Source organism: Enterococcus raffinosus (genome assembly GCF_019175485.1).
Taxonomy (GTDB): Bacteria; Bacillota; Bacilli; order Lactobacillales; family Enterococcaceae; genus Enterococcus_A; species Enterococcus_A raffinosus.
This window is the reverse complement of sequence record NZ_CP072889.1, coordinates 766051-783799: the sequence shown is the minus strand read 5'-3', so window position 1 is coordinate 783799 and position 17749 is coordinate 766051. Positions and strand designations below refer to the sequence as shown.

At 38.3% G+C, this 17749-nt stretch carries 18 protein-coding genes and 1 other annotated feature; of the genes, 9 read left to right on the top strand and 9 right to left on the bottom strand.

What is annotated here, in order from left to right; translation table 11 throughout:
* Positions 1-243: 243 nt before the first annotated feature.
* The 3 genes from J9537_RS18405 to J9537_RS18395 all read right to left on the bottom strand — a co-directional run bounded on the left by J9537_RS18405 (position 244) and on the right by J9537_RS18395 (position 3813).
* On the bottom strand, positions 244-783 hold the full coding sequence (locus J9537_RS18405; RefSeq protein WP_060789444.1) for a hypothetical protein: 540 nt from the start codon (positions 781-783) through the stop codon (positions 244-246).
* 12 nt (positions 784-795) lie between these two features.
* A complete protein-coding gene (locus J9537_RS18400) occupies positions 796-1644 on the bottom strand; it encodes a ParA family protein (RefSeq protein WP_010744025.1) in 849 nt (282 codons plus the stop codon).
* A 1101-nt stretch (positions 1645-2745) separates the two neighbouring features.
* The gene (locus J9537_RS18395) at positions 2746-3813 is read right to left on the bottom strand and encodes an iron-containing alcohol dehydrogenase family protein (RefSeq protein ID WP_060789445.1); all 1068 of its coding nucleotides are present in this window, start codon (positions 3811-3813) and stop codon (positions 2746-2748) included.
* A gap of 202 nt (positions 3814-4015) precedes the next feature.
* Positions 4016-4248, top strand: a binding site (T-box leader).
* A gap of 93 nt (positions 4249-4341) precedes the next feature.
* Here J9537_RS18395 and J9537_RS18390 point away from each other — a divergent pair.
* The 5 genes from J9537_RS18390 (at position 4342) to trhA (ending at position 7962) form a co-directional block, all read left to right on the top strand.
* Complete coding sequence (locus J9537_RS18390) at positions 4342-5166, top strand: MetQ/NlpA family ABC transporter substrate-binding protein (RefSeq protein WP_028021069.1); 825 nt, start codon at positions 4342-4344, stop codon at positions 5164-5166.
* A gap of 17 nt (positions 5167-5183) precedes the next feature.
* Positions 5184-6197: a methionine ABC transporter ATP-binding protein gene (locus J9537_RS18385; RefSeq protein WP_060789446.1), complete on the top strand. Its 1014-nt coding sequence runs from the start codon at positions 5184-5186 to the stop codon at positions 6195-6197.
* On the top strand, positions 6197-6859 hold the full coding sequence (locus J9537_RS18380; protein ID WP_060789447.1) for a methionine ABC transporter permease: 663 nt from the start codon (positions 6197-6199) through the stop codon (positions 6857-6859). Before J9537_RS18385 ends, J9537_RS18380 begins: the two co-directional genes overlap by 1 nt.
* An 89-nt stretch (positions 6860-6948) precedes the next feature.
* Positions 6949-7239, top strand: coding sequence for a hypothetical protein (locus tag J9537_RS18375; protein ID WP_245001332.1), 291 nt, complete (start codon positions 6949-6951; stop codon positions 7237-7239).
* Between the two features lie 87 nt (positions 7240-7326).
* Positions 7327-7962 (top strand): PAQR family membrane homeostasis protein TrhA, encoded by a 636-nt coding sequence (gene trhA / locus J9537_RS18370; protein WP_060789448.1) that lies wholly within the window; start codon positions 7327-7329, stop codon positions 7960-7962.
* A gap of 48 nt (positions 7963-8010) precedes the next feature.
* On the opposite strand, the gene J9537_RS18365 is transcribed toward trhA, so the two are convergent.
* Positions 8011-9186: an AI-2E family transporter gene (locus J9537_RS18365; RefSeq protein WP_060789449.1), complete on the bottom strand. Its 1176-nt coding sequence runs from the start codon at positions 9184-9186 to the stop codon at positions 8011-8013.
* Between the two features lie 140 nt (positions 9187-9326).
* Here J9537_RS18365 and J9537_RS18360 point away from each other — a divergent pair, with 140 nt between their 5' ends.
* On the top strand, positions 9327-9869 hold the full coding sequence (locus J9537_RS18360; protein ID WP_028021075.1) for an acyl-CoA thioesterase: 543 nt from the start codon (positions 9327-9329) through the stop codon (positions 9867-9869).
* 133 nt (positions 9870-10002) lie between these two features.
* Here the strand turns inward: J9537_RS18360 and J9537_RS18355 are convergent, their stop codons facing one another.
* The 5 genes from J9537_RS18355 to J9537_RS18335 form a co-directional block, all read right to left on the bottom strand.
* The gene (locus J9537_RS18355; protein WP_028021076.1) at positions 10003-10875 is read right to left on the bottom strand and encodes a cation diffusion facilitator family transporter; all 873 of its coding nucleotides are present in this window, start codon (positions 10873-10875) and stop codon (positions 10003-10005) included.
* Positions 10876-11415: 540 nt separating this feature from the next.
* Positions 11416-12312 carry an alpha/beta hydrolase gene (locus J9537_RS18350; protein WP_060789450.1) on the bottom strand — a complete coding sequence of 299 codons (897 nt, stop codon included), beginning with the start codon at positions 12310-12312 and terminating at the stop codon, positions 11416-11418.
* A 3-nt stretch (positions 12313-12315) separates the two neighbouring features.
* On the bottom strand, positions 12316-13200 hold the full coding sequence (locus J9537_RS18345) for an alpha/beta hydrolase (RefSeq protein WP_060789451.1): 885 nt from the start codon (positions 13198-13200) through the stop codon (positions 12316-12318).
* A gap of 2 nt (positions 13201-13202) precedes the next feature.
* Positions 13203-14609: a PTS transporter subunit EIIC gene (locus tag J9537_RS18340; protein WP_060789452.1), complete on the bottom strand. Its 1407-nt coding sequence runs from the start codon at positions 14607-14609 to the stop codon at positions 13203-13205.
* 164 nt (positions 14610-14773) lie between these two features.
* Positions 14774-15763 (bottom strand): substrate-binding domain-containing protein, encoded by a 990-nt coding sequence (locus J9537_RS18335; RefSeq protein WP_060789453.1) that lies wholly within the window; start codon positions 15761-15763, stop codon positions 14774-14776.
* 360 nt (positions 15764-16123) lie between these two features.
* Between J9537_RS18335 and J9537_RS18330 the strand changes: the two genes are divergently transcribed.
* The 3 genes from J9537_RS18330 to J9537_RS18320 are packed head-to-tail and all read left to right on the top strand — an operon-like array spanning position 16124 to position 17515.
* On the top strand, positions 16124-16822 hold the full coding sequence (locus J9537_RS18330) for a MarR family winged helix-turn-helix transcriptional regulator (RefSeq protein ID WP_060789454.1): 699 nt from the start codon (positions 16124-16126) through the stop codon (positions 16820-16822).
* A 33-nt stretch (positions 16823-16855) separates the two neighbouring features.
* On the top strand, positions 16856-17296 hold the full coding sequence (locus J9537_RS18325) for a GNAT family N-acetyltransferase (RefSeq protein WP_060789455.1): 441 nt from the start codon (positions 16856-16858) through the stop codon (positions 17294-17296).
* Between the two features lie 48 nt (positions 17297-17344).
* Positions 17345-17515: a hypothetical protein gene (locus J9537_RS18320; RefSeq protein ID WP_010744040.1), complete on the top strand. Its 171-nt coding sequence runs from the start codon at positions 17345-17347 to the stop codon at positions 17513-17515.
* The last annotated feature ends 234 nt before the right edge of the window (positions 17516-17749 follow it).

Here is a 17749-nt window from a genome sequence, read left to right as displayed (position 1 = left end):
TTTGGTAAACTTCAATTAAAGTAATCGTTCTCTTGTTCTCAAGTAAGAATGTGGATAAAAAGTAATGTGGATAAGGGCTTCTTTAGTTATCCACAACTTATAAATTGTGGAAGGAAAGTTTTTAAAAGTAAACTTTTAAAATGTACAAACAATAATAAGGGTAAACTTAAATAATAGATAACTTTAAAAAAAGTAAACCATAATGCAGAATAAAACATGCATTGCGGTTTACTTTTTTTACGGCTATTTCTCATCGTTTTCTAATTCTTTGAATAACTTCTGGTATTTCGGCTTCTCTTTATACTCCTCCATAGAGGCTTCTTCGAGCTGATTTAAGAAGTTTCGGTCATCTCTTGATAGTCCCTTTTCAAGATAATAGTCATATAAGAAGTCAATCATTTTATCAGGTGTATAGCCATCAAACTTGGCGTTGATCAAATTCTGCATACGAATCTTTGTACGGGCTGAGATTTTCTGCATTTCTAAGGCTTTTAAGCGCGGATCATAGTATTGACGCTTACGTCCTCTCTTCCCGACCTCTGTTTCATGCTGCTGAGGGGCCGGTTCATGAGTAATCGTTCTTTCATTTAAATGTCGAGATTCTTCACGAAAAGAAGTGCGACGAAAATCAGTTTCAGGACTTAAGGTTCTATTTGCTAAGAGGTCTTGAGAGCTGGGTTTCTTTTCCTCTTTATCTTGATTGGAATACTCAGACATTTTTTCAATGCCTTTATTCTTTTTATTCGCCGTTAAAAGCGAATCGAGCTTCATTTTTTTCGCCATTTAACGTCTCCCCTACTCTTCACCGCTTAATATGAGGCGATGTTCATCAATTTCGTCCAAAATATTAACGAAAACTTCGTGTGCGCGCTTGTCCCATTGCTCAACTTTGCCGTTTTTGTTGATTTCATAGGTAATTCCGGACCCATCGTAGCGTTTCAAACGGCTCTGATTTAAAACAACAGTGTCTAAAAGATGGGCACCGTAGATTTCCCTTGCTGCGGTATAGATCTCTTGGTCAACAGAATCCCGTTTTTGCATCATAAATGGAACGATGCCTACAACTTCTAAGTCTGTATCGTATTGTTCAATGAAGAAATTCATATAATCGATGTAGTTTTGTGCCCCTTTTAAGGATTTTACCTGAGTTTGCAAAATAACGATAACATACTCTGCTACATACATAGCGGCATTCGAATAGGTACTGATAGTTGGCGGGACATCGATATAGATCACATCATAGATATTCTTAAGTGGTTCAATCAAGTCTTCCATATATTTAAATTGAGACAATTTGTCACCAGGATACTTCTCGATCATATAATCTGGAAAATCAGAAAAGGAAATGTTTGCTGGGATTAAATCTAAATTTGGCATAATTTGATAAATAGAAGATTTTATATCTCCAGTTCGAACAGCCTCCCAGATGGTTGCATCGAATTCATCAGGTAATGTATCATTTCCGAAATTTTCTGCAGTTAGAGATAATACATCACTTGTATTCCCTTGAGGGTCTAAGTCGATAACTAATGTTTTTCGATCCTTACGAAAGGCACTCTCGAATGAGAGCATCTGAACAGTCGTTGATTTACCGACGCCCCCTTTAAAATTTCCTACTACATAGGTTTCAGCTTTTTTTGGCATAAAAAGTCTCCAATCATAATTTCTCTATTAAAGTTTACTATAAAGACTTCCAAATATCAATAAGGTTTACTACAATTGTTCTAAATAAGGTAAACTATAAAAATTAAATAAATTAAAGTAAACTGTTTTTTCTCTAAATAAAGTATACTTTAAATTTCCTTATAAAGTATACTTGAAATAATAAATTAGAGTTTACTTAAATATAGATAAAGTTTACTCTATAATAAAATTGAGTTTACCCATATTTTATTTATAGTAAACTGTATTAATTAAAAAGTCTACTTTATTGTACGTATAATACTGTTAAATAGGCATTTATAGTAGTAAAAGGTAAACTTAAATAATTAAATAGTATACCTTATAAGAAAACAAGGTATACTTTAAATTGAGTAATTATTAAAAAAGTAAACCTCAAACTTTAAAGGTTTACTGCAAAATATGAATAAAAGGTAAACCATATATAAATAGGTTTACCTTAAAAAAATCTATCTGATTAAGGTAAACTTATATTATTGGCTCTTCTAAGAGTAAACCTTTATTAGACTAAAAAGTAAACTTAAATTAAAATCAATAAGGTAAACCTTGAATAAAGAGTAAACTTTAAATTTATATAAAAGGTTTACCTTATAAAAAACGAATTTAAGTATACTTTTAATTATTTAAAGTATACTTAAATGTGTCTAATAAAAGTATACTTCTATAACTTTAAATACAGTAAACTTTTATCTATTCTTTCAAATAAATGTAGTAAACCTTAAAATAAATACTGAAAATAAAAGAGATACAGCGAAATGAAATACAGTAAACGTTAAATTGTAGTAAATGTAGTAAACTTTAATTGATATGATTTTTGCCAACTATTAAGGTGTACTTTAATTATTAAAAGTATACTTTATATAAAGCGAATGTAGTAAACCTTATATTTACTAGTTCATGTATCTTTATAAAGTAAACTACAAATAAAGTATTGATTTAAAAGGCTTATATACGGTTAACTTCGTTTATATGATAGATTTTTATTAAGGTAAACATTAATTGTTTAAATTAAGGTAGACCACAAAAAAACCAATGAGGTAAACCTCATTGGTTAAAAAGTAAACTTTATAAGGATTCAACGATTTGAATCGCTTCGTAGATCTGATCGGCTGTGATTTTAGGGTCAACCATATTAAATGTTTCATTAGTGGAGGCGGCGTGATTAATGACAGGTTCCAATGCTTCTTTAGAAGTGTTCAGGACGTTTAACTCTTTTAATTTCAGAGGAAGTCCTGTTTCTTGATAAAAAGCCTTCAACTTTTGGATCTCGTCTAAATTGTTCGTATGAGCCAATTGAACAAGGATACCATAAGCAACCTTCATCCCATGAAGCTGTTCATGAGTGCTTTCAAGATAGGACAGGCCATCATGGATAGCATGAGCGCCAGCTGAACGTCCGAATGAGGCAGCAAACCCTCCCGTTTCTCCAGCTAACCCAATGATAGTGTCTGTCACACGGCTGAAAGCAGGCGTTGCTTTCCGATGCTCAAGGTCATTAATCGCTGGGACAGCATCTGCTAGTAGAAGCTCCTGAATCGCTTTAGCACTGGCGATTCCTAAGCGAACGTAAGCAGACTTTTTATCCTCTTCCAGATTTCGAGTGATTCCTTCAATTTCATACCATTTAGCTAACGTATCGCCAATACCAGCAACAAAATAGTCCTTGGGTGTTGCCAAAAGAAATTTTGAATCCACCAAAGTTAGAAATGGTGCGCGCTTCATGAAGCCCATTGCCTTAAAGGTACGATTTGGGTGATAAACCGCGACAATGGGTGTAAAAGGGGCACAATTTGAGATTAAAGTGGGAATGACCATCAGCTCCGCGTTTAGTTCTTCTGCGGTCATCTTTGCTGTGTCAATCACACGGCCGGCACCAATAGCTAAAATCAGTTCTGCTTGTCCAATTTTATTCGCTAGTTCAACAGCATTTTCGTGGCTTGAGCTGCCGTCGTAGCGATAAGTAGGGTAGTGGAGCTCTTTGCGATAGTATTTCTTGAATGCGTTAGAGGATTTTTCCCCTGTAATAACGGAAATTTTCTTAAATCCAGCTAAATAGCTGGGTAAATCCTGCAAAAGGCCTTCTCCGCAGGCGTAGCGATTAGCGCCTGGTCGTACTTCAGTAGTGATGTCCATTGAATTCAACTCCTTATATGTTATCAGAATCCGCTTTTTCCATAAAGCATGTCTGAATTTCACTGATATAAAATAAAAAACGGTGAGATTTCAACTAGTTTATTCCTTGTTAAAATTAAAGTCAACTGTGTTTTTGATGATAAAAAGTATTGACAACGGTTATGGGAACGTGTAAGATACGATTTAACAATTTGCTAAATGAAGAAACGTGATGAAGAGAAAAGTATAAATCACAAAACATCAAAGAGAGTCCGAGTAGGTGGGAGCGGATATGTGGAAGGATTTAGAAAATGGTCTCTGAATGGCATTGTCGATAAGTAGGCAATGACGGGGCAGCGCTCGTTAACAACGCTCAAGTATGGTTGTACTTGTTGAGGCAATAGTTGTGAGGCTGTTGCAAATGAAGGTGGTATCGCGAGTTAGCTCGTCCTTTTCCAGCACATAGTGTGTGGAAGCGGACGGGCTTTTTTCTTTGCTCATTAGCTTATTGAATGAAAAACAGGACATCAAAGTAGGAGGAAAATGAAGATGAAAAAATTAGGTAGAGGGATTTTATTAGGAATAGCAGCATTGGCAGTGAGTGGTGTGTTGGCTGGCTGCGGGGCGAAAGGGGAAGCACAGCCGTTAGATGAAAAGAAGGTAACGATCGGCGTGACTTCGGGACCACACCAGGAAATTTTGGAAGAGGTTGCGAAACAAGCGAAAAAGGACGGCATCGAGATCAAAGTTAAGAGCTTCGATGATTACAATACGCCGAATACAGCACTAAATGACGGCGATTTGGATGGTAACAGCTATCAAACACTGTCCTTCTTGGAGCAGCAGGTGAAGGACAAGGATTATAAAATTGAAACAGCCTTTAAAACAGTGGCTTTCCCATTAGGGGTTTACTCTAAAAAACTTTCTAATTTAAGTAAACTTCAAAAAGGAGATAAAGTGGGTGTACCTAATGACCCAACCAATGAATACCGTGCATTGAAGCTTTTAGAAGAAGCAGGGGTCTTGAAGCTGAAGGACGGCGTTGAAGTAAAGGCGACAAAGAATGATATCGCAGAAAATCCGAAAGATATCGAAATCGTTGAGCTGGAGGCTTCTCAAATTCCTTCACAGTTAAATGAGTTGGCCGCTGCAGCAATCAATACAAACTTCGCCTTTGGTGCTGGGCTGACCATCAATGAGGATGCGATCTATCATGAACCATTAGAGGACAATCCGAATTACAATGTGTTTGCCGTGCGGACAGAAAACAAAGACGACAAAATCGTAAAAGAAATCAAAAAGTATTATCAATCGGATGAAACAAAGAAATTCATCGAAGAAAAATTCAAAGGTTCTGTTGTTCCAGCGTTTTAATTATAGGGAGGATTCATATGATCGAGCTTAAGCAGGTATCAAAGGTTTATCAGCAAAAAAAGCGCCGCATCGAAGCGGTGAAGGACGTTGATCTAACCATTGAAAAAGGGGAAATCTTTGGAGTAGTCGGGTATTCAGGTGCCGGAAAATCTACTCTAATCCGCATGATCAACTTTTTAGAACCGCCTACGACAGGGGATATTCTGATTAATGGGCAGAATTTACGAGAACTAAACAAAAAAGAATTATTGTTAACTAGACGGAAGATCGGCATGATTTTTCAGGGGTATAACTTACTGTCTACGGCAACGGTTTATGAGAATATCGCGAAACCCTTAAAGCTGGAGGGGGTCCCCAAAGAGGTTATCACGGAACGGGTAGCAAAATACTTGGACTTGGTTGGGTTGACAGATCGTAAGGATAATTATCCTGCACAGTTGTCAGGCGGGCAGCGGCAACGGGTGGCGATTGCTCGAGCGTTGGCTCATGAACCGGAGATTTTACTATCAGATGAGGCGACGAGCGCCCTAGATCCAGAAACAACGGAATCCATCTTGGCTTTGCTGACGAAGATCAATCAGGAGCTGGGGATCACGATATTTCTAATTACCCATGAAATTGATGTGGTTCAACGAATCTGTGATCGTGTGGCGGTAATGGAGGATGGCAGGATCGTCGAAGCAGGTCCTGTGATCGATCTATTCACCCGTCCGAAAGAGGAAACGACAAAACGGTTTATCGGTGCCAATGAGGGCTACAACGTCCCAGAAGAGGTTTTAGCCAGCTATAAGGGGAGTGGACGACTTGTCCAGCTGCAATTTATCGGAGAAGAAGCCACAGAGCCAGTTTTAGCACGGGTCGCGAAGGATTTTCAGTTGAGTCCCAATATTCTAAGCGGCAATATCGGCTATTTGAAGGAAAAGCGTCATGGTCAACTCTTGGTTCAATTTGACGGTGGAACAGAGACAGACTTTCATCTGGCGAAGGAGTATATCAGAAGCCAAGGTGTCTTGATTGAGGAGGTTGTTTAATGAGTGAGTTTTGGAGCCAATGGGGAAATGTGGTCGTTGAAGGATTAGGACAAACGCTTGTAATGGTCTGTGTAGCCCTTGCACTTTCAATTATTATTGGAATCCCATTAGGTGTACTGTTAGTAATTGCTCGACCAGGAGGACTGAACAGCAATCTTCCTTTGTATTCGATTTTGAATAGTGTGATCAATGTTTTGCGTTCTTTGCCCTTTATTATTCTTTTATTTTTGATTTTACCATTAACCAAGCTGATTATGGGGACAACGATCGGAGTTCAAGGCGTGCTGTTGCCGTTGATTATCTATACAGCACCGTATTTGGCCCGATTGGTTGAGACCTCCTTGCTGGAGGTGGACAGCGGGGTGATCGAAGCCTATCAGGCGATGGGGATTAGCCATTTCCATATTATTCGCAGTGTGCTGCTGAGAGAAGCACGAGGCGGGATTATCCGCGGCTTAACGATTGCGATGATTGGTTTGATTGGCGCGACGGCGATGGCCGGCTTAGTCGGTGCAGGAGGGCTAGGCAGTATCGCTTACCAATACGGCTTTTTACGAAATGAGCCGGGGGTGATGTACACGACTATTATTTTATTGATTGTCTTGGTGCAAATCGTTCAATCCTTGGGAAATACGATAGCAAAGAGCTTGGATCGAAGTTAAAATCTAGCGGTGAATGGGGAAGCTTTTCAACCCGATTCACCGTTTTCTTTTTGCTATAATAAAGGAGAATGTAAAGATGCGAGGTGAACATGTTGAAGGCCAAGGATTTATTAACGGCGATTCAAGTCGATGCGGCAGGGGAAATGAAAAAATTGTCTTCCTATAGATACGTATTTGTGAATGATGGAGAAAAACAGACCAATCATTTAACTGTGGAGGTAGAGAATGATGCCATCATTTTGAGCAAACAAGCGGATCAATTATTGACCTTGAGTCACTTGATCACCATTTTGAATGAGGAAAAAGAGGCGGAAATTTTCGTTGGAGACGAGCTAGTGTTCGGCTACAAGCTTGTTAAGCAAGGAATTCTACTAGGATAATCCATCATCTAGTTTTAAAAACTAGTTTGAATTATTTCGTTAACTATGATATAGTGTCTTTAATAAATCATTCGAGGTGACAATGAAATGGATACACAATTTAGCAGGAAATATCTAATCACAAATGAAGTGTTAAATGCAGTTACGCATGGGATTGGCGTGGTGTTGAGTATTGTTGGGTTTGTTTTTTTGCTGAAGAAGGCCGATAGCGGGTTGCATTATGTATCATTTATTGTTTATGGCGTTTCGCTGTTGATGCTATTCTTAGCATCGACCCTGTATCACAGCTTGATCTTTACTAAAGCAAAGAAAGTCTTTCAGGTATTTGATCATTGTTCGATCTACCTGTTGATCGCGGGGACATACACGCCTTATTGTTTGTTGTATATTAAAGGAGCGATCGGGATCGCACTGTTGAGTGTAATTTGGTTAGCGGCGATTGTTGGGATTGTCTATAAGAGCATGACATTAAGCAAAGTGAAGTCCGTATCGAAGCTTTCTACGATCATCTACAATGTGATGGGGTGGGCAGTCGTCATTGCTTTGCCAAGTCTGTACCAAAGCGTCGGTCTGAAGGGGCTGCTATTGTTGGTCGGTGGCGGAGTTGCTTATACCGTTGGTTCTGTCTTTTACAGTATGAAGAATCGTCGGTACATGCATGTGGTTTGGCATCTATTCGTGATGCTGGGCGCGATGCTGATGTTTTTCTCGATTTACTTATAAAAATTATAGTCAAAAGGAGCTGTATCCAGGCGGATACAGCTCCTTTTTTTATAGATAATCATCTTCTGAAAAGCCGGTATTGCGATAAGCGCCTTCGTCAGAAAAATACTTGTTGTAGCGTTGCTTGAATTTTCGGAAGATGAAAACAACCAATAATTTGATCATAGAATAGATCGGAATTCCGAAGATTACACCGACTAGCCCTAAGAGATCTCCCATCACCAATAAGACCACTAAGATCGTAATGGGATGAATCTTTAATTTGTCTCCCATCACTCGAGGAACAACCAGGTCTCCATGGAGAAGCTGGACAACAAACCAGGCGATGACGAATTTGACCACCATGAAAGTTGAATCCTGAAAAGCGATGAACAACCCGGGTAAGAAAGCCAAAAACGATCCGATATACGGAATGATGCTTAAGATTCCTGCGGCAAGGGCGATAACTGTGGCATACTGCAACCCCAGCAATAAGAAGACCACCCAATAAATTAAGCCTAAGAGCAATGAAGCGATGACTTGACCTTTCAAAAAGGCGCCTAATTGTTGATTCGCGATCTTGATTAGGGACTGGCTGTCTTTTCTAAAGCGAGGCGGAATCATATCAATGACCGCACGATAGAGCTTGTGGGGACTTTGAATAAGAAAGAACGCAATGATCGGCCCGGTAAATAAGGTGATAGCGGTACTAGAGACCGCTGAGAAAATTGTTCCTAAGCCTTTCGCTCCGTCTTGCCAATTACTGCCTAAATAATTTAATGCTTCCTTCGCTAGCTTATCAATGGAATCCAGAGCTTCACCTGAGGATGCCGCAAAGGGTGTCGTATCCAAAATATTCTTAATCCCGTTTTGAAAATCATCGACATATTTAGGAAATTGTTTTATTAAGTCCTGTGCCTGATCTTGGATGACAGGTACGAGTCTCGCACCTCCAAAGAAAAGCAAACCAAAAATCACCACATACGTAAGCACAATGCTGAGGGTACGGGAAAGCCCCTTTTTACTCAAGAAGTTGACCACGGGATTCAGTAAATAATAAAGCAATAATGCGAAGACCATCGGCGGCAGAACTGTCGTAATGATGACCACGATCGGTCTAAAAATAAAGGAAACAGTATTCAATAAATAGATGGCTAGAGAACTTAAAATAACCAGCCCGATAAGGTAATACGATGTTTTACCGCCAAAAAATTGGATAATCTTCGAGGGTTTTTCTTTTTCCATAAAATGGACCTCCTCCTTTAACTTCCAGTATACCGAATGTCTGTAAAACTGTATACTTTCAGAATTTTTGAAAAAAAAGTAAGAAGGTGGGATAATTTACAGGAATTGAAGAAAAATAATGCAAAGAAAGAGTGAATTTTTTGACTGAAGCAAAAACCTGTCGGGAATCTCGTGTGATTCAGACCCACCGAATTTTCCCTTTTGATTTGAATCCTTTTGGCTATTTATTTGGGGGAAAGTTAATGACGTTGATCGATGATGCCGCGTCTATTTCCATTTCTCGCCATTGTCGCAGAGGGGCAGTAACAGCATCCCTAGACAATCTGAATTTTCTAAAACCTCTTCATGCCAATCATTCCGTTTGTGTGAAGTGCTATGTGTCCGGAACACACAATAAGTCGATGGAGGTCTTTGTGAAGGTCATCGGCGAAGATCTCGCGACTGGCGACCGCTATTTAGCAGCTACTTGCTTCACCACCTTTGTCGCAGTGCCTTCTCACATGAATGAAGAGACGGAATTTACAGTTCCAAAGGTCCTCCCAGAAACAGAGGAGGAAAAAATGGTGTGTGGAGGCTATGAAAAACGTCGAAACCATCGATTGAAGGAACGAGATGATTATAAAAACTTCGCGGCGCTGCTATCGACGGACTTGCCTTGGTCAGATGAGGGAACTGGGGATTAAAGTATAACTGCGTGTCAAAGAGTAGGAAGAATTGAGTTTTCTTAACTAATAAATTCAATCATACACTTTATAATAACAGAATAATCGTAAAGGAACCTTCTGAGTGAGCGACTCGGAAGGTTCTTTCTTTTAACTATTCACTTGGTTCCACATGGACATCCGTCTCGAAAACCTGAAATTTATCCCGCAGTAGATTTTCGATCTGATCAGCTACATCATGGCTTTCTTTGACGGTTAGCTCTGGTCGCATAGTCACGGTGACATCAAGATAAATGTTGGAGCCATAGCTTCGTCCTTTGATGTTTTTGACTGATTGGACTTGTTGGATGTGGCGGATGGCCTCATTGAATTGATCTAATTCCTCTTGATCGAAGCCGTCAGATAAGGTAAAGACGCTTTCTTTAAAAATATCGATCGCCGTTTTTAAAATCAGCAGCGCGACAACAATGGCCGCGACGCTATCGAGCCATCCTAGATTAAAGGACGCGGCAAAAACAGCGATAGCAGTACCGATACTTGTCCAGGCATCGCTGCGATTGTCCTTTGCGGCAGCCAGCAGACCAGGACTTTTAACTTCCTCCGACAACCGTTTATTGAAGAAATAGACACCATACATAATAACAGCAGAAACGAGTCCAACAATGGCTGCAGTGATATCGGGGGATTCCATCTTCTTGTTGATTACAGAAAGGATGGAGCTGTAGAGAACCTGCAGACCGACTAGCAGCATAATAAAAGAAGTCACTAAACTTGCGACATTCTCTGCCTTCCAATGTCCATAGCGATGCTCCGCGTCCGCAGGCTTCTGTGAGATACGAAGGCCGATTAAAACTGCGACGGAAGCGAGTATGTCTGTAAAGTTATTCAGCCCATCTGCACGCAGGGCTTCTGAGTTCGCCATATTGCCAACGATCAGCTTCATTGCAGAAACGAGGATGTAGGCAGCGATACTAATGATTGCACCAAGTTCTGCTTTTTTTAATTGTTCATAACGGTTATTTACCATAGTTTTTTACACCCCAAAAATTAAAATGTTTTATCACTATACACGTTATTTGATAGAGAAAACAAGGGTTTTTGCAAACTGTAATTATTTTGGGGCAACTAAAAACACAACCCGATTTCACCTGATAAAACCTGTTAGGGAAGCTAATTTTATTCCTAAGGATTCCTATGTAACAATTTTTCTGGGTCAATTGTTGATGGGAACTTTATAGATTTAAATAGCCGATTTCTTTCATAATAAACAGCTTACTTACAACTCGATAACTAGACCATTCCTTACTGCATTTAAAATATCTTCAATAAACTGGTTAACCTCCTATAAACAATAGATTTGAGCAAATAGTCGGTTTAATAATTGAAAATTTATTTCCGTGATCTTCATTACGCTCTTTTTAAGTAATTGCTTCGATTTTTACCCAATTGAATTAACAAATATGGATTACCACAGCATTCAAGGAATTTTAGTAGAAAACAAGTATTATTTGAAGCTAGATTTATATCTCAGTCCTTTTTCCTTAAGATTTGAATTTCAATTTTTTATTCAACTAAATAATTTTGATTGAATAAATTTCTCCATCAATTCCCACGCTTTTTTTGATTGTTCCCCATGAAATTCCTCAAACCATTTATGTGTGAACCCGTGCATTGTATCCTTAAACTCTTTATATTCTACTTCGACACCATTTTTAAGTAATTTTTTTGCAAATGCTACTTCTTCCTGTTTCAAGGAATCATATTCAGCTGAAATAATAAGGGTAGCAGGAAATATATTACCATCCGCATTAATTGGTGAGGCTAACGGATTTGCTGTATCATCATTCTTATTGAAATACCAATTAAAATACTCCTCCATTCTAGAAACAGGAATTGATTTATCTTTGTCAGTGGTTTTTCTATTTGAAGGTGGGGCATCCTGTCTTAAAACAGCGTAGTCTGCAATTAGTCCTTTGATAGTAAGTTTTTTTCTAGTGTCATTTAATACGCACAGTGCTGTTGAAATATACCCTCCTGCGCTATGGCCCATTAATAGGACATTATTTTTTTGAAGATTGTATCGTTTGCTATTCTCAATAACTTGGTCAATAAAATCATAAGCGGAAAGGATTGGTAGTGGGAACTTGTACTCAGGAGCGACTGCATAATCAACATTAATAACTGCTACGCCAACCTTATTTGCGATCTCTTGACAATAAATACCATCCTGTTCACAATAACTTAGTACCATCCCGCCGCCATGGAAGTTAAAGACAACAGGCAAATTGGCTTGATAATCGTATCCTTCAGGTCTGTAGATATACCCATCTATGTATCCACAGTGTTTAGAAAAATAAGAAATCTTCTCAATATTGTCTTTTAATCTTTCTTGTTTTATCATGTCACAATACTTTTTTTCTTTTTTCAATCTATAATCAAAAATTGTTTTATCTTCTTCCAACATTCGTTATATTTCTCCCATCCAATTAAAAACTAAAGGTAACCACATACTAATAGATCTATTTATATCATCAGGCTTATTGGCATAGTGCTTATTACCACATGCCAATCCATGTCGCCCCTGCCTGAAAAGATGATATTCACAGGGGCGTCCAATATCTTGAATTTTTTTTACTAAAGAAGTGGTATACTTCGCATTCGTTACAGTATCTTCCGTAGTATGCCAGATAAATAGCTCCGGAATTTCTGATTGAAGGTAGTTTTCAACCTCTAATTCTTTGCATTGTTCAAAAGTTGGACTTATACTTTTATGCAGACATTTATTCATCATATCCTTTTGAAATTTGGATAATTCACTATTAGTGAAATGATCCATTCTAGCATTCAGCATGGGATAGCATAAAATACTTCCTCTAGGTTTTAATTCTTTTGATTTTGGCACAAATTCTAATTTGCTTATTAATTCATCCTCATTCCATCTAAAGGCCTCCATAGCAACGATATGTGCTCCTGCTGAGAAGCCCATTGTAAAAACATGATCGTTGTCTATAAACCACTCTTCAGAATTTTCTTTGATAAGAAACAGGGTTTCCATAAGCTCGAGTATTTGCGATGGATAATACCCATTGGCATTTATTTCAGCTAACTCGTTGGAATAAGCTTCTCGACTTTTAACAAATGTGGAGTATCTTAAAACAAAACAAGCATAGCCTTGGGACAAAAATTGCATTGCCACGGCTTCCCCTTCTTTTATCGCAGAGATCATATAACCTCCTCCAGGGCAAATAACTACTGCTGGCCATTTTCTATTAACTTTGTATGAAATGCTGGGGTCTGGGATGTACGCCTCAACAAATGCAGTATCATTTAATTCTATTTTTTTATGAAACATATTTACCTCTCTAATCCAGGTTCGTCTTTTTCAAAACCAAAAAGATACGTACAGACAGCAGCCACAACAAGTGCAATCAACGAAGCGATGATGCCGTTATACAGATTACTTGCAGATTTCCCTACGAAAGCGAGTGTTGCCGTCACACTAGATGAGGGTACGAGCGTTGCAGAGATTACTCTAGTGAGCCCACCATACAAACCACCTGCAAAGCCTCCAGCTATCAATCCTATAAATGGTTTTTTATAGCGAGTGCATATTCCATAGATTACAGGTTCAGAAGTTCCAGCAACTATAGCAGTGATTGCATAGCTAGCTGCTAAAGATTTTTGTGACTTGTCTTTTAATCTGAAGAAAGCACCTAGCGCGACTCCCATGACAGAAAAACTAGCATAGCAAAGAGCTGGCCCTGCAAAGCCATCCCATCCCTGAGTAGCAAAGATTTGGAAAAGAGCTGTAATGAGGACCATGTGCATACCAGTCATTACAAGAATTGGATACAAAGCAGAGATAATCGCTACACCTAAAAATCCAATATAATTTTGTAACCCTAAAAGACCGTTGACAACATAGTTTCCTAAAAATGCGCCTGCCGGTCCAATGAAACACAAAGCTAGTGGTAGCATAACAAGTATGGTAAATGCAGGTGCAAAAACACTTCTTATCGAACTATGAATATACTTATTAAAGAAGTTCTCTACATAACTCATTACCCATACAGAAAGGATGGTTGGAATGATTGTTCCACTATAATCAACCATGTAAACAGGTAATCCAAAAACGGTAAATTTTGCGCCCTCTGTAACCATTTGAATAAGAGTTGGGTGGATTAAAATTGCTCCTAATAGGATTCCTAAAACAGGTGTAACACTAAATTTTTTAGCTGCAGAATAACCTACAATTACTGGAAAAAAGTAAAAACCTGCGTCTCCGACAAAGGTCAGTAGAGTAAAAATATCGCTTTCCACTGGAAGTAAATTTAATAAATCTGGTCCTAAAATAGCAGCAAACATTTTGAAAAGGGCACAAGCAACGATTGCGGGAATAACAGGCCCCATCGTTCCAGAAAGACCATCGAGAATTCCTAAAACTACGGATTTAAAAATATTTTTTTTACTTTTATCGGACAAAGCTTCAGGTTCATTCTCCTCTGTTCCTTCATTTAAAAGAAGAGCTACCTCATCAAAAACAGCATTGACATCGGCACCAATAATTATCTGCAGCTGATCTCCTACCTTCATAACACCTAGGACTCTAGGCACCTCTTTTAACCCATCAATATTCACGAACTCAAAATTCTTTATATTAAAACGGACTCTAGTTGCGCAGTGTAGTGCATTGGAAATATTCGTTTTTCCACCAGAAAGTTCGATAATACTTTTAGCTGTTTCTTTAAAATTTTCTGACATGATTTTCCTCCAAATTCTTAAGCATGGCCTGTGCTTACTAATGTTAACGTTTACACCACTAATAGTAAACTTGTTGACTATTTAAGTCAACAAGTTTACTTAAAATAATAAAATAAAAACAGTATCCTTAAAAAGAATACTGTCTTTAGTCTAGTTCATTTGTTTTATGTCGTTTGTTTTTCAATCAAGGCAACAGGTATAATAATTTGTTTGTTGCGTATATCAGAAGTTTCATCACTATCTTTTTCAATGACATCAATCAAAGACGATACTGCTTCATAGGCTATTTGATTTGTATTTTCAGAGATCATTGTTATCTCTGGGAAGCTATAGGAGCTTAACATCTGATTTCCATAGGTAACAATTTTTAGATCTTCGGGAACAACAATCCCCAAGGATTTACAGACTTTTAAACACTGAATAGCCAGAGTATAGGATTCAACAAAAAGGCCATCTGCCTCAGGATTCTCAATAAACATTTGAGTGATTACACTGGGGACATCTTTATTTCTTTCATTAATTCCAGTAAAGTAAGACCGGAGTTTCTTACCGTGTTTTTCTAATTCTTCAGCAAAACCTTTGTATCGATCGTCATTATATTCTCCTACCTGATAGGCGGATATATATAATAAATTTTTGCAGTTCTTCATCATTAAATGTTTAGCTGCTATTACTCCTGCCAAAATATTATCTGACTTAATTGTTGGTATGTTTTCGGAAAGCTGATGTCCAATAGTCACAATTGGAAGATTTTCATCTATAGGCAAATTGGCATCATTTGTAAAGCTCCCATAAATGATTCCGCTAATTCTTTTTTCTCTTAACTCTTCAAAAAAAAGTTCTTCTTTTTCTTTGTCATATAAAGAACTACAAATCATCAAACTGTAACCAAAACTATAGGCTGCTTGTTCTAATAATGAGACTAGAACACTGTAATAAGCAATATGTCCTGTGGGAAACACCGCTCCTATTGTTTTAAAAAACTTTTCATCTAAAATTTGATTTTCTCCAGGTATTGAGTATCCCCATTCTTTTGCAACCCGGAATACTTTTTCCTTTGTACTATCATTAAATTTACCTTTTCTATTAAGGATTCTAGAAACGGCTGCTTTAGAAATACCAACTTCATCAGCTATATCTTGTATTGTTGCCATAATTTCACCTTCTTTAGTAAACTTTGTTTACTTCTTAAGAGTTAGTATATCATATCTCTTATAAAAATTAGCAGAACAATTTTTCATGATAGACTGATAAATCCACCTTAAAAAAGGAAGGTTAAGAACCTCTATAGCAGTAGCGTTCGCTAAATTTGGTCATTCTGGGTATTACCAATAGATAGTAAACAAATAAAAAATACAAGGGAGAAGTCCTTTTTCCATTTAATTCGTCAAATAAATGTAAATTTTTTTGATTTAATCCATTGACAATGATTAGGTACCGAAGTATACTGGGTTCAAGTTAAAAGGTTAGGTACCTAAAATATAGGTACCGAATCAAAAGGAGGAAGACTAGCGATGAGTGAGTATACAAAAGAATTATTAAAACGATTATCCTATGTAGGAAGCGCCAGTCGTCGTTTAATGGATGTTGGTAATTGTCAGAAGAGCGCGCCAACGCAGCAACTGGTTTTAGATATTTTAGCAGAAGAAGATGGGGTAACATCTGGTGTTCTAGCGGAAATTTTGGATATGCGACCAAGCTCTGTTACAGAGATTTTAAATAAGCTGGAAAGTCGCGGCGAAATCGAGCGTCGAGAAGATGAACAGGATAAGCGCATCAAACGAATCTATATCACCGAAATCGGTCGTGAAAAAGCCAATGTGAATAAGCCGCAGGAACGGTCAGAAGAATTTTTTGCAGGCTTAACCGACGACGAATTGCAAACCTTAGATCAATTGTTGAATAAGGTGATTGATGGGTGGAGTGAAGATTTCGGCGGTCGTCCGGAGTTTCCAAATGACCCATTTGAAGCGATCGAAGCCTTAAAAGCGATGCGCATGCAGTTTGATCCTCATATGAAGGAATTTGGTCGGATGTCGCCAGCTGATCGTCGCAAGTTAAAACGAGCATGGAAGGAACAAATGCGAAATCAATTTGGCAGAGGCGGTTTTGGTCCTGGTCCTTTTGGTCCCGGAGCTGTTGATCCACACGAAGGCCCTCAGAAAAAGGGGCCCCATGATCAGCCCGATACTAGCGATTGGGAGAATTGGTAAAGAACGACAGAAATAAGAAGGAGGTCGTTGACAATGAGAATTGAAATGGCTGAATTATTTAGCAAAGAACATACCAGCGCAGTGAAATTGCGGAAACAGGTATTAGGCGGAAAGATCGATTGGGACAAAGAAAAGAAGCTGCATGTCTTTGTCGCAATTGAAAATGAGGAAGTGGTGGGCACCGCAGCGATCCAGTTGTATCCTTTCGGTATCGCTCGTGTACGCCAAGTAGCGGTTTCACCAGCGTTTCAAGGACAACATATTGGGGACCGATTAATGACACGTGTAGAAGAATTTGCCCAAGAGCAAGGACACTTCAGAATCGTTTTAACCGGTCGTAAAACAGCCCAATTGTTTTACCTGAAGCGTGATTATCACCGAGTATTGTTCTCTTTTACAAAGCATGAGATTGAATTTTTGTGGATGACGAAAGTATTGCCAGCAGTGGAAGCCCCAGTTTTTTCAGAGAATTGACGTAGTATTTGTCCGCCTCCCTGAAAAGAGAGGCTAAAGGAGGAATCCATGATGAAGGAGTTATTTGATCCAAAAAGAAAAGAAAACGAACCAAAAAAACATACTGGCAAGGAATTTGAAAAATTGCGCATTGAACTTGAAGCAAAGTCGCGATTATTTACTACCTCGCTAGGAATGATCAATTATCAAAAATACCATGATCTGTATGATTTTGGGTAAGAGAAACAGGAGAGAAGTTTTGAGGACATCACGAGATATCTTCAAAACTTTTTTATTTATCAGCAAAACAAAAAGGAATTTCCTCGCTAAAACAGCCTCATTCCGCGTATTTTAGCAGAGAAGAACTTTGATAGCATGCTATAATGAAGGCAAGAAATGTCTTTCGGCTCGGAATAGCGAGCTATTTGAAAGGCAGGAAAATCATGCAGAAATATTTTACCCACCAATGACCTA

Coding starts and splice junctions, on each gene's coding strand:
- J9537_RS18405 (WP_060789444.1), bottom strand. CDS start 783: ATGGCGAAAAAAATGAAGCTCGATTCGCTTTTAACGGCGAATAAAAAG.
- J9537_RS18400 (WP_010744025.1), bottom strand. CDS start 1,644: ATGCCAAAAAAAGCTGAAACCTATGTAGTAGGAAATTTTAAAGGGGGC.
- J9537_RS18395 (WP_060789445.1), bottom strand. CDS start 3,813: ATGGACATCACTACTGAAGTACGACCAGGCGCTAATCGCTACGCCTGC.
- J9537_RS18390 (WP_028021069.1), top strand. CDS start 4,342: ATGAAAAAATTAGGTAGAGGGATTTTATTAGGAATAGCAGCATTGGCA.
- J9537_RS18385 (WP_060789446.1), top strand. CDS start 5,184: ATGATCGAGCTTAAGCAGGTATCAAAGGTTTATCAGCAAAAAAAGCGC.
- J9537_RS18380 (WP_060789447.1), top strand. CDS start 6,197: ATGAGTGAGTTTTGGAGCCAATGGGGAAATGTGGTCGTTGAAGGATTA.
- J9537_RS18375 (WP_245001332.1), top strand. CDS start 6,949: ATGTTGAAGGCCAAGGATTTATTAACGGCGATTCAAGTCGATGCGGCA.
- trhA (WP_060789448.1), top strand. CDS start 7,327: ATGGATACACAATTTAGCAGGAAATATCTAATCACAAATGAAGTGTTA.
- J9537_RS18365 (WP_060789449.1), bottom strand. CDS start 9,186: ATGGAAAAAGAAAAACCCTCGAAGATTATCCAATTTTTTGGCGGTAAA.
- J9537_RS18355 (WP_028021076.1), bottom strand. CDS start 10,875: ATGGTAAATAACCGTTATGAACAATTAAAAAAAGCAGAACTTGGTGCA.
- J9537_RS18350 (WP_060789450.1), bottom strand. CDS start 12,312: ATGTTGGAAGAAGATAAAACAATTTTTGATTATAGATTGAAAAAAGAA.
- J9537_RS18345 (WP_060789451.1), bottom strand. CDS start 13,200: ATGTTTCATAAAAAAATAGAATTAAATGATACTGCATTTGTTGAGGCG.
- J9537_RS18340 (WP_060789452.1), bottom strand. CDS start 14,609: ATGTCAGAAAATTTTAAAGAAACAGCTAAAAGTATTATCGAACTTTCT.
- J9537_RS18335 (WP_060789453.1), bottom strand. CDS start 15,763: ATGGCAACAATACAAGATATAGCTGATGAAGTTGGTATTTCTAAAGCA.
- J9537_RS18330 (WP_060789454.1), top strand. CDS start 16,124: ATGAGTGAGTATACAAAAGAATTATTAAAACGATTATCCTATGTAGGA.
- J9537_RS18325 (WP_060789455.1), top strand. CDS start 16,856: ATGAGAATTGAAATGGCTGAATTATTTAGCAAAGAACATACCAGCGCA.
- J9537_RS18320 (WP_010744040.1), top strand. CDS start 17,345: ATGATGAAGGAGTTATTTGATCCAAAAAGAAAAGAAAACGAACCAAAA.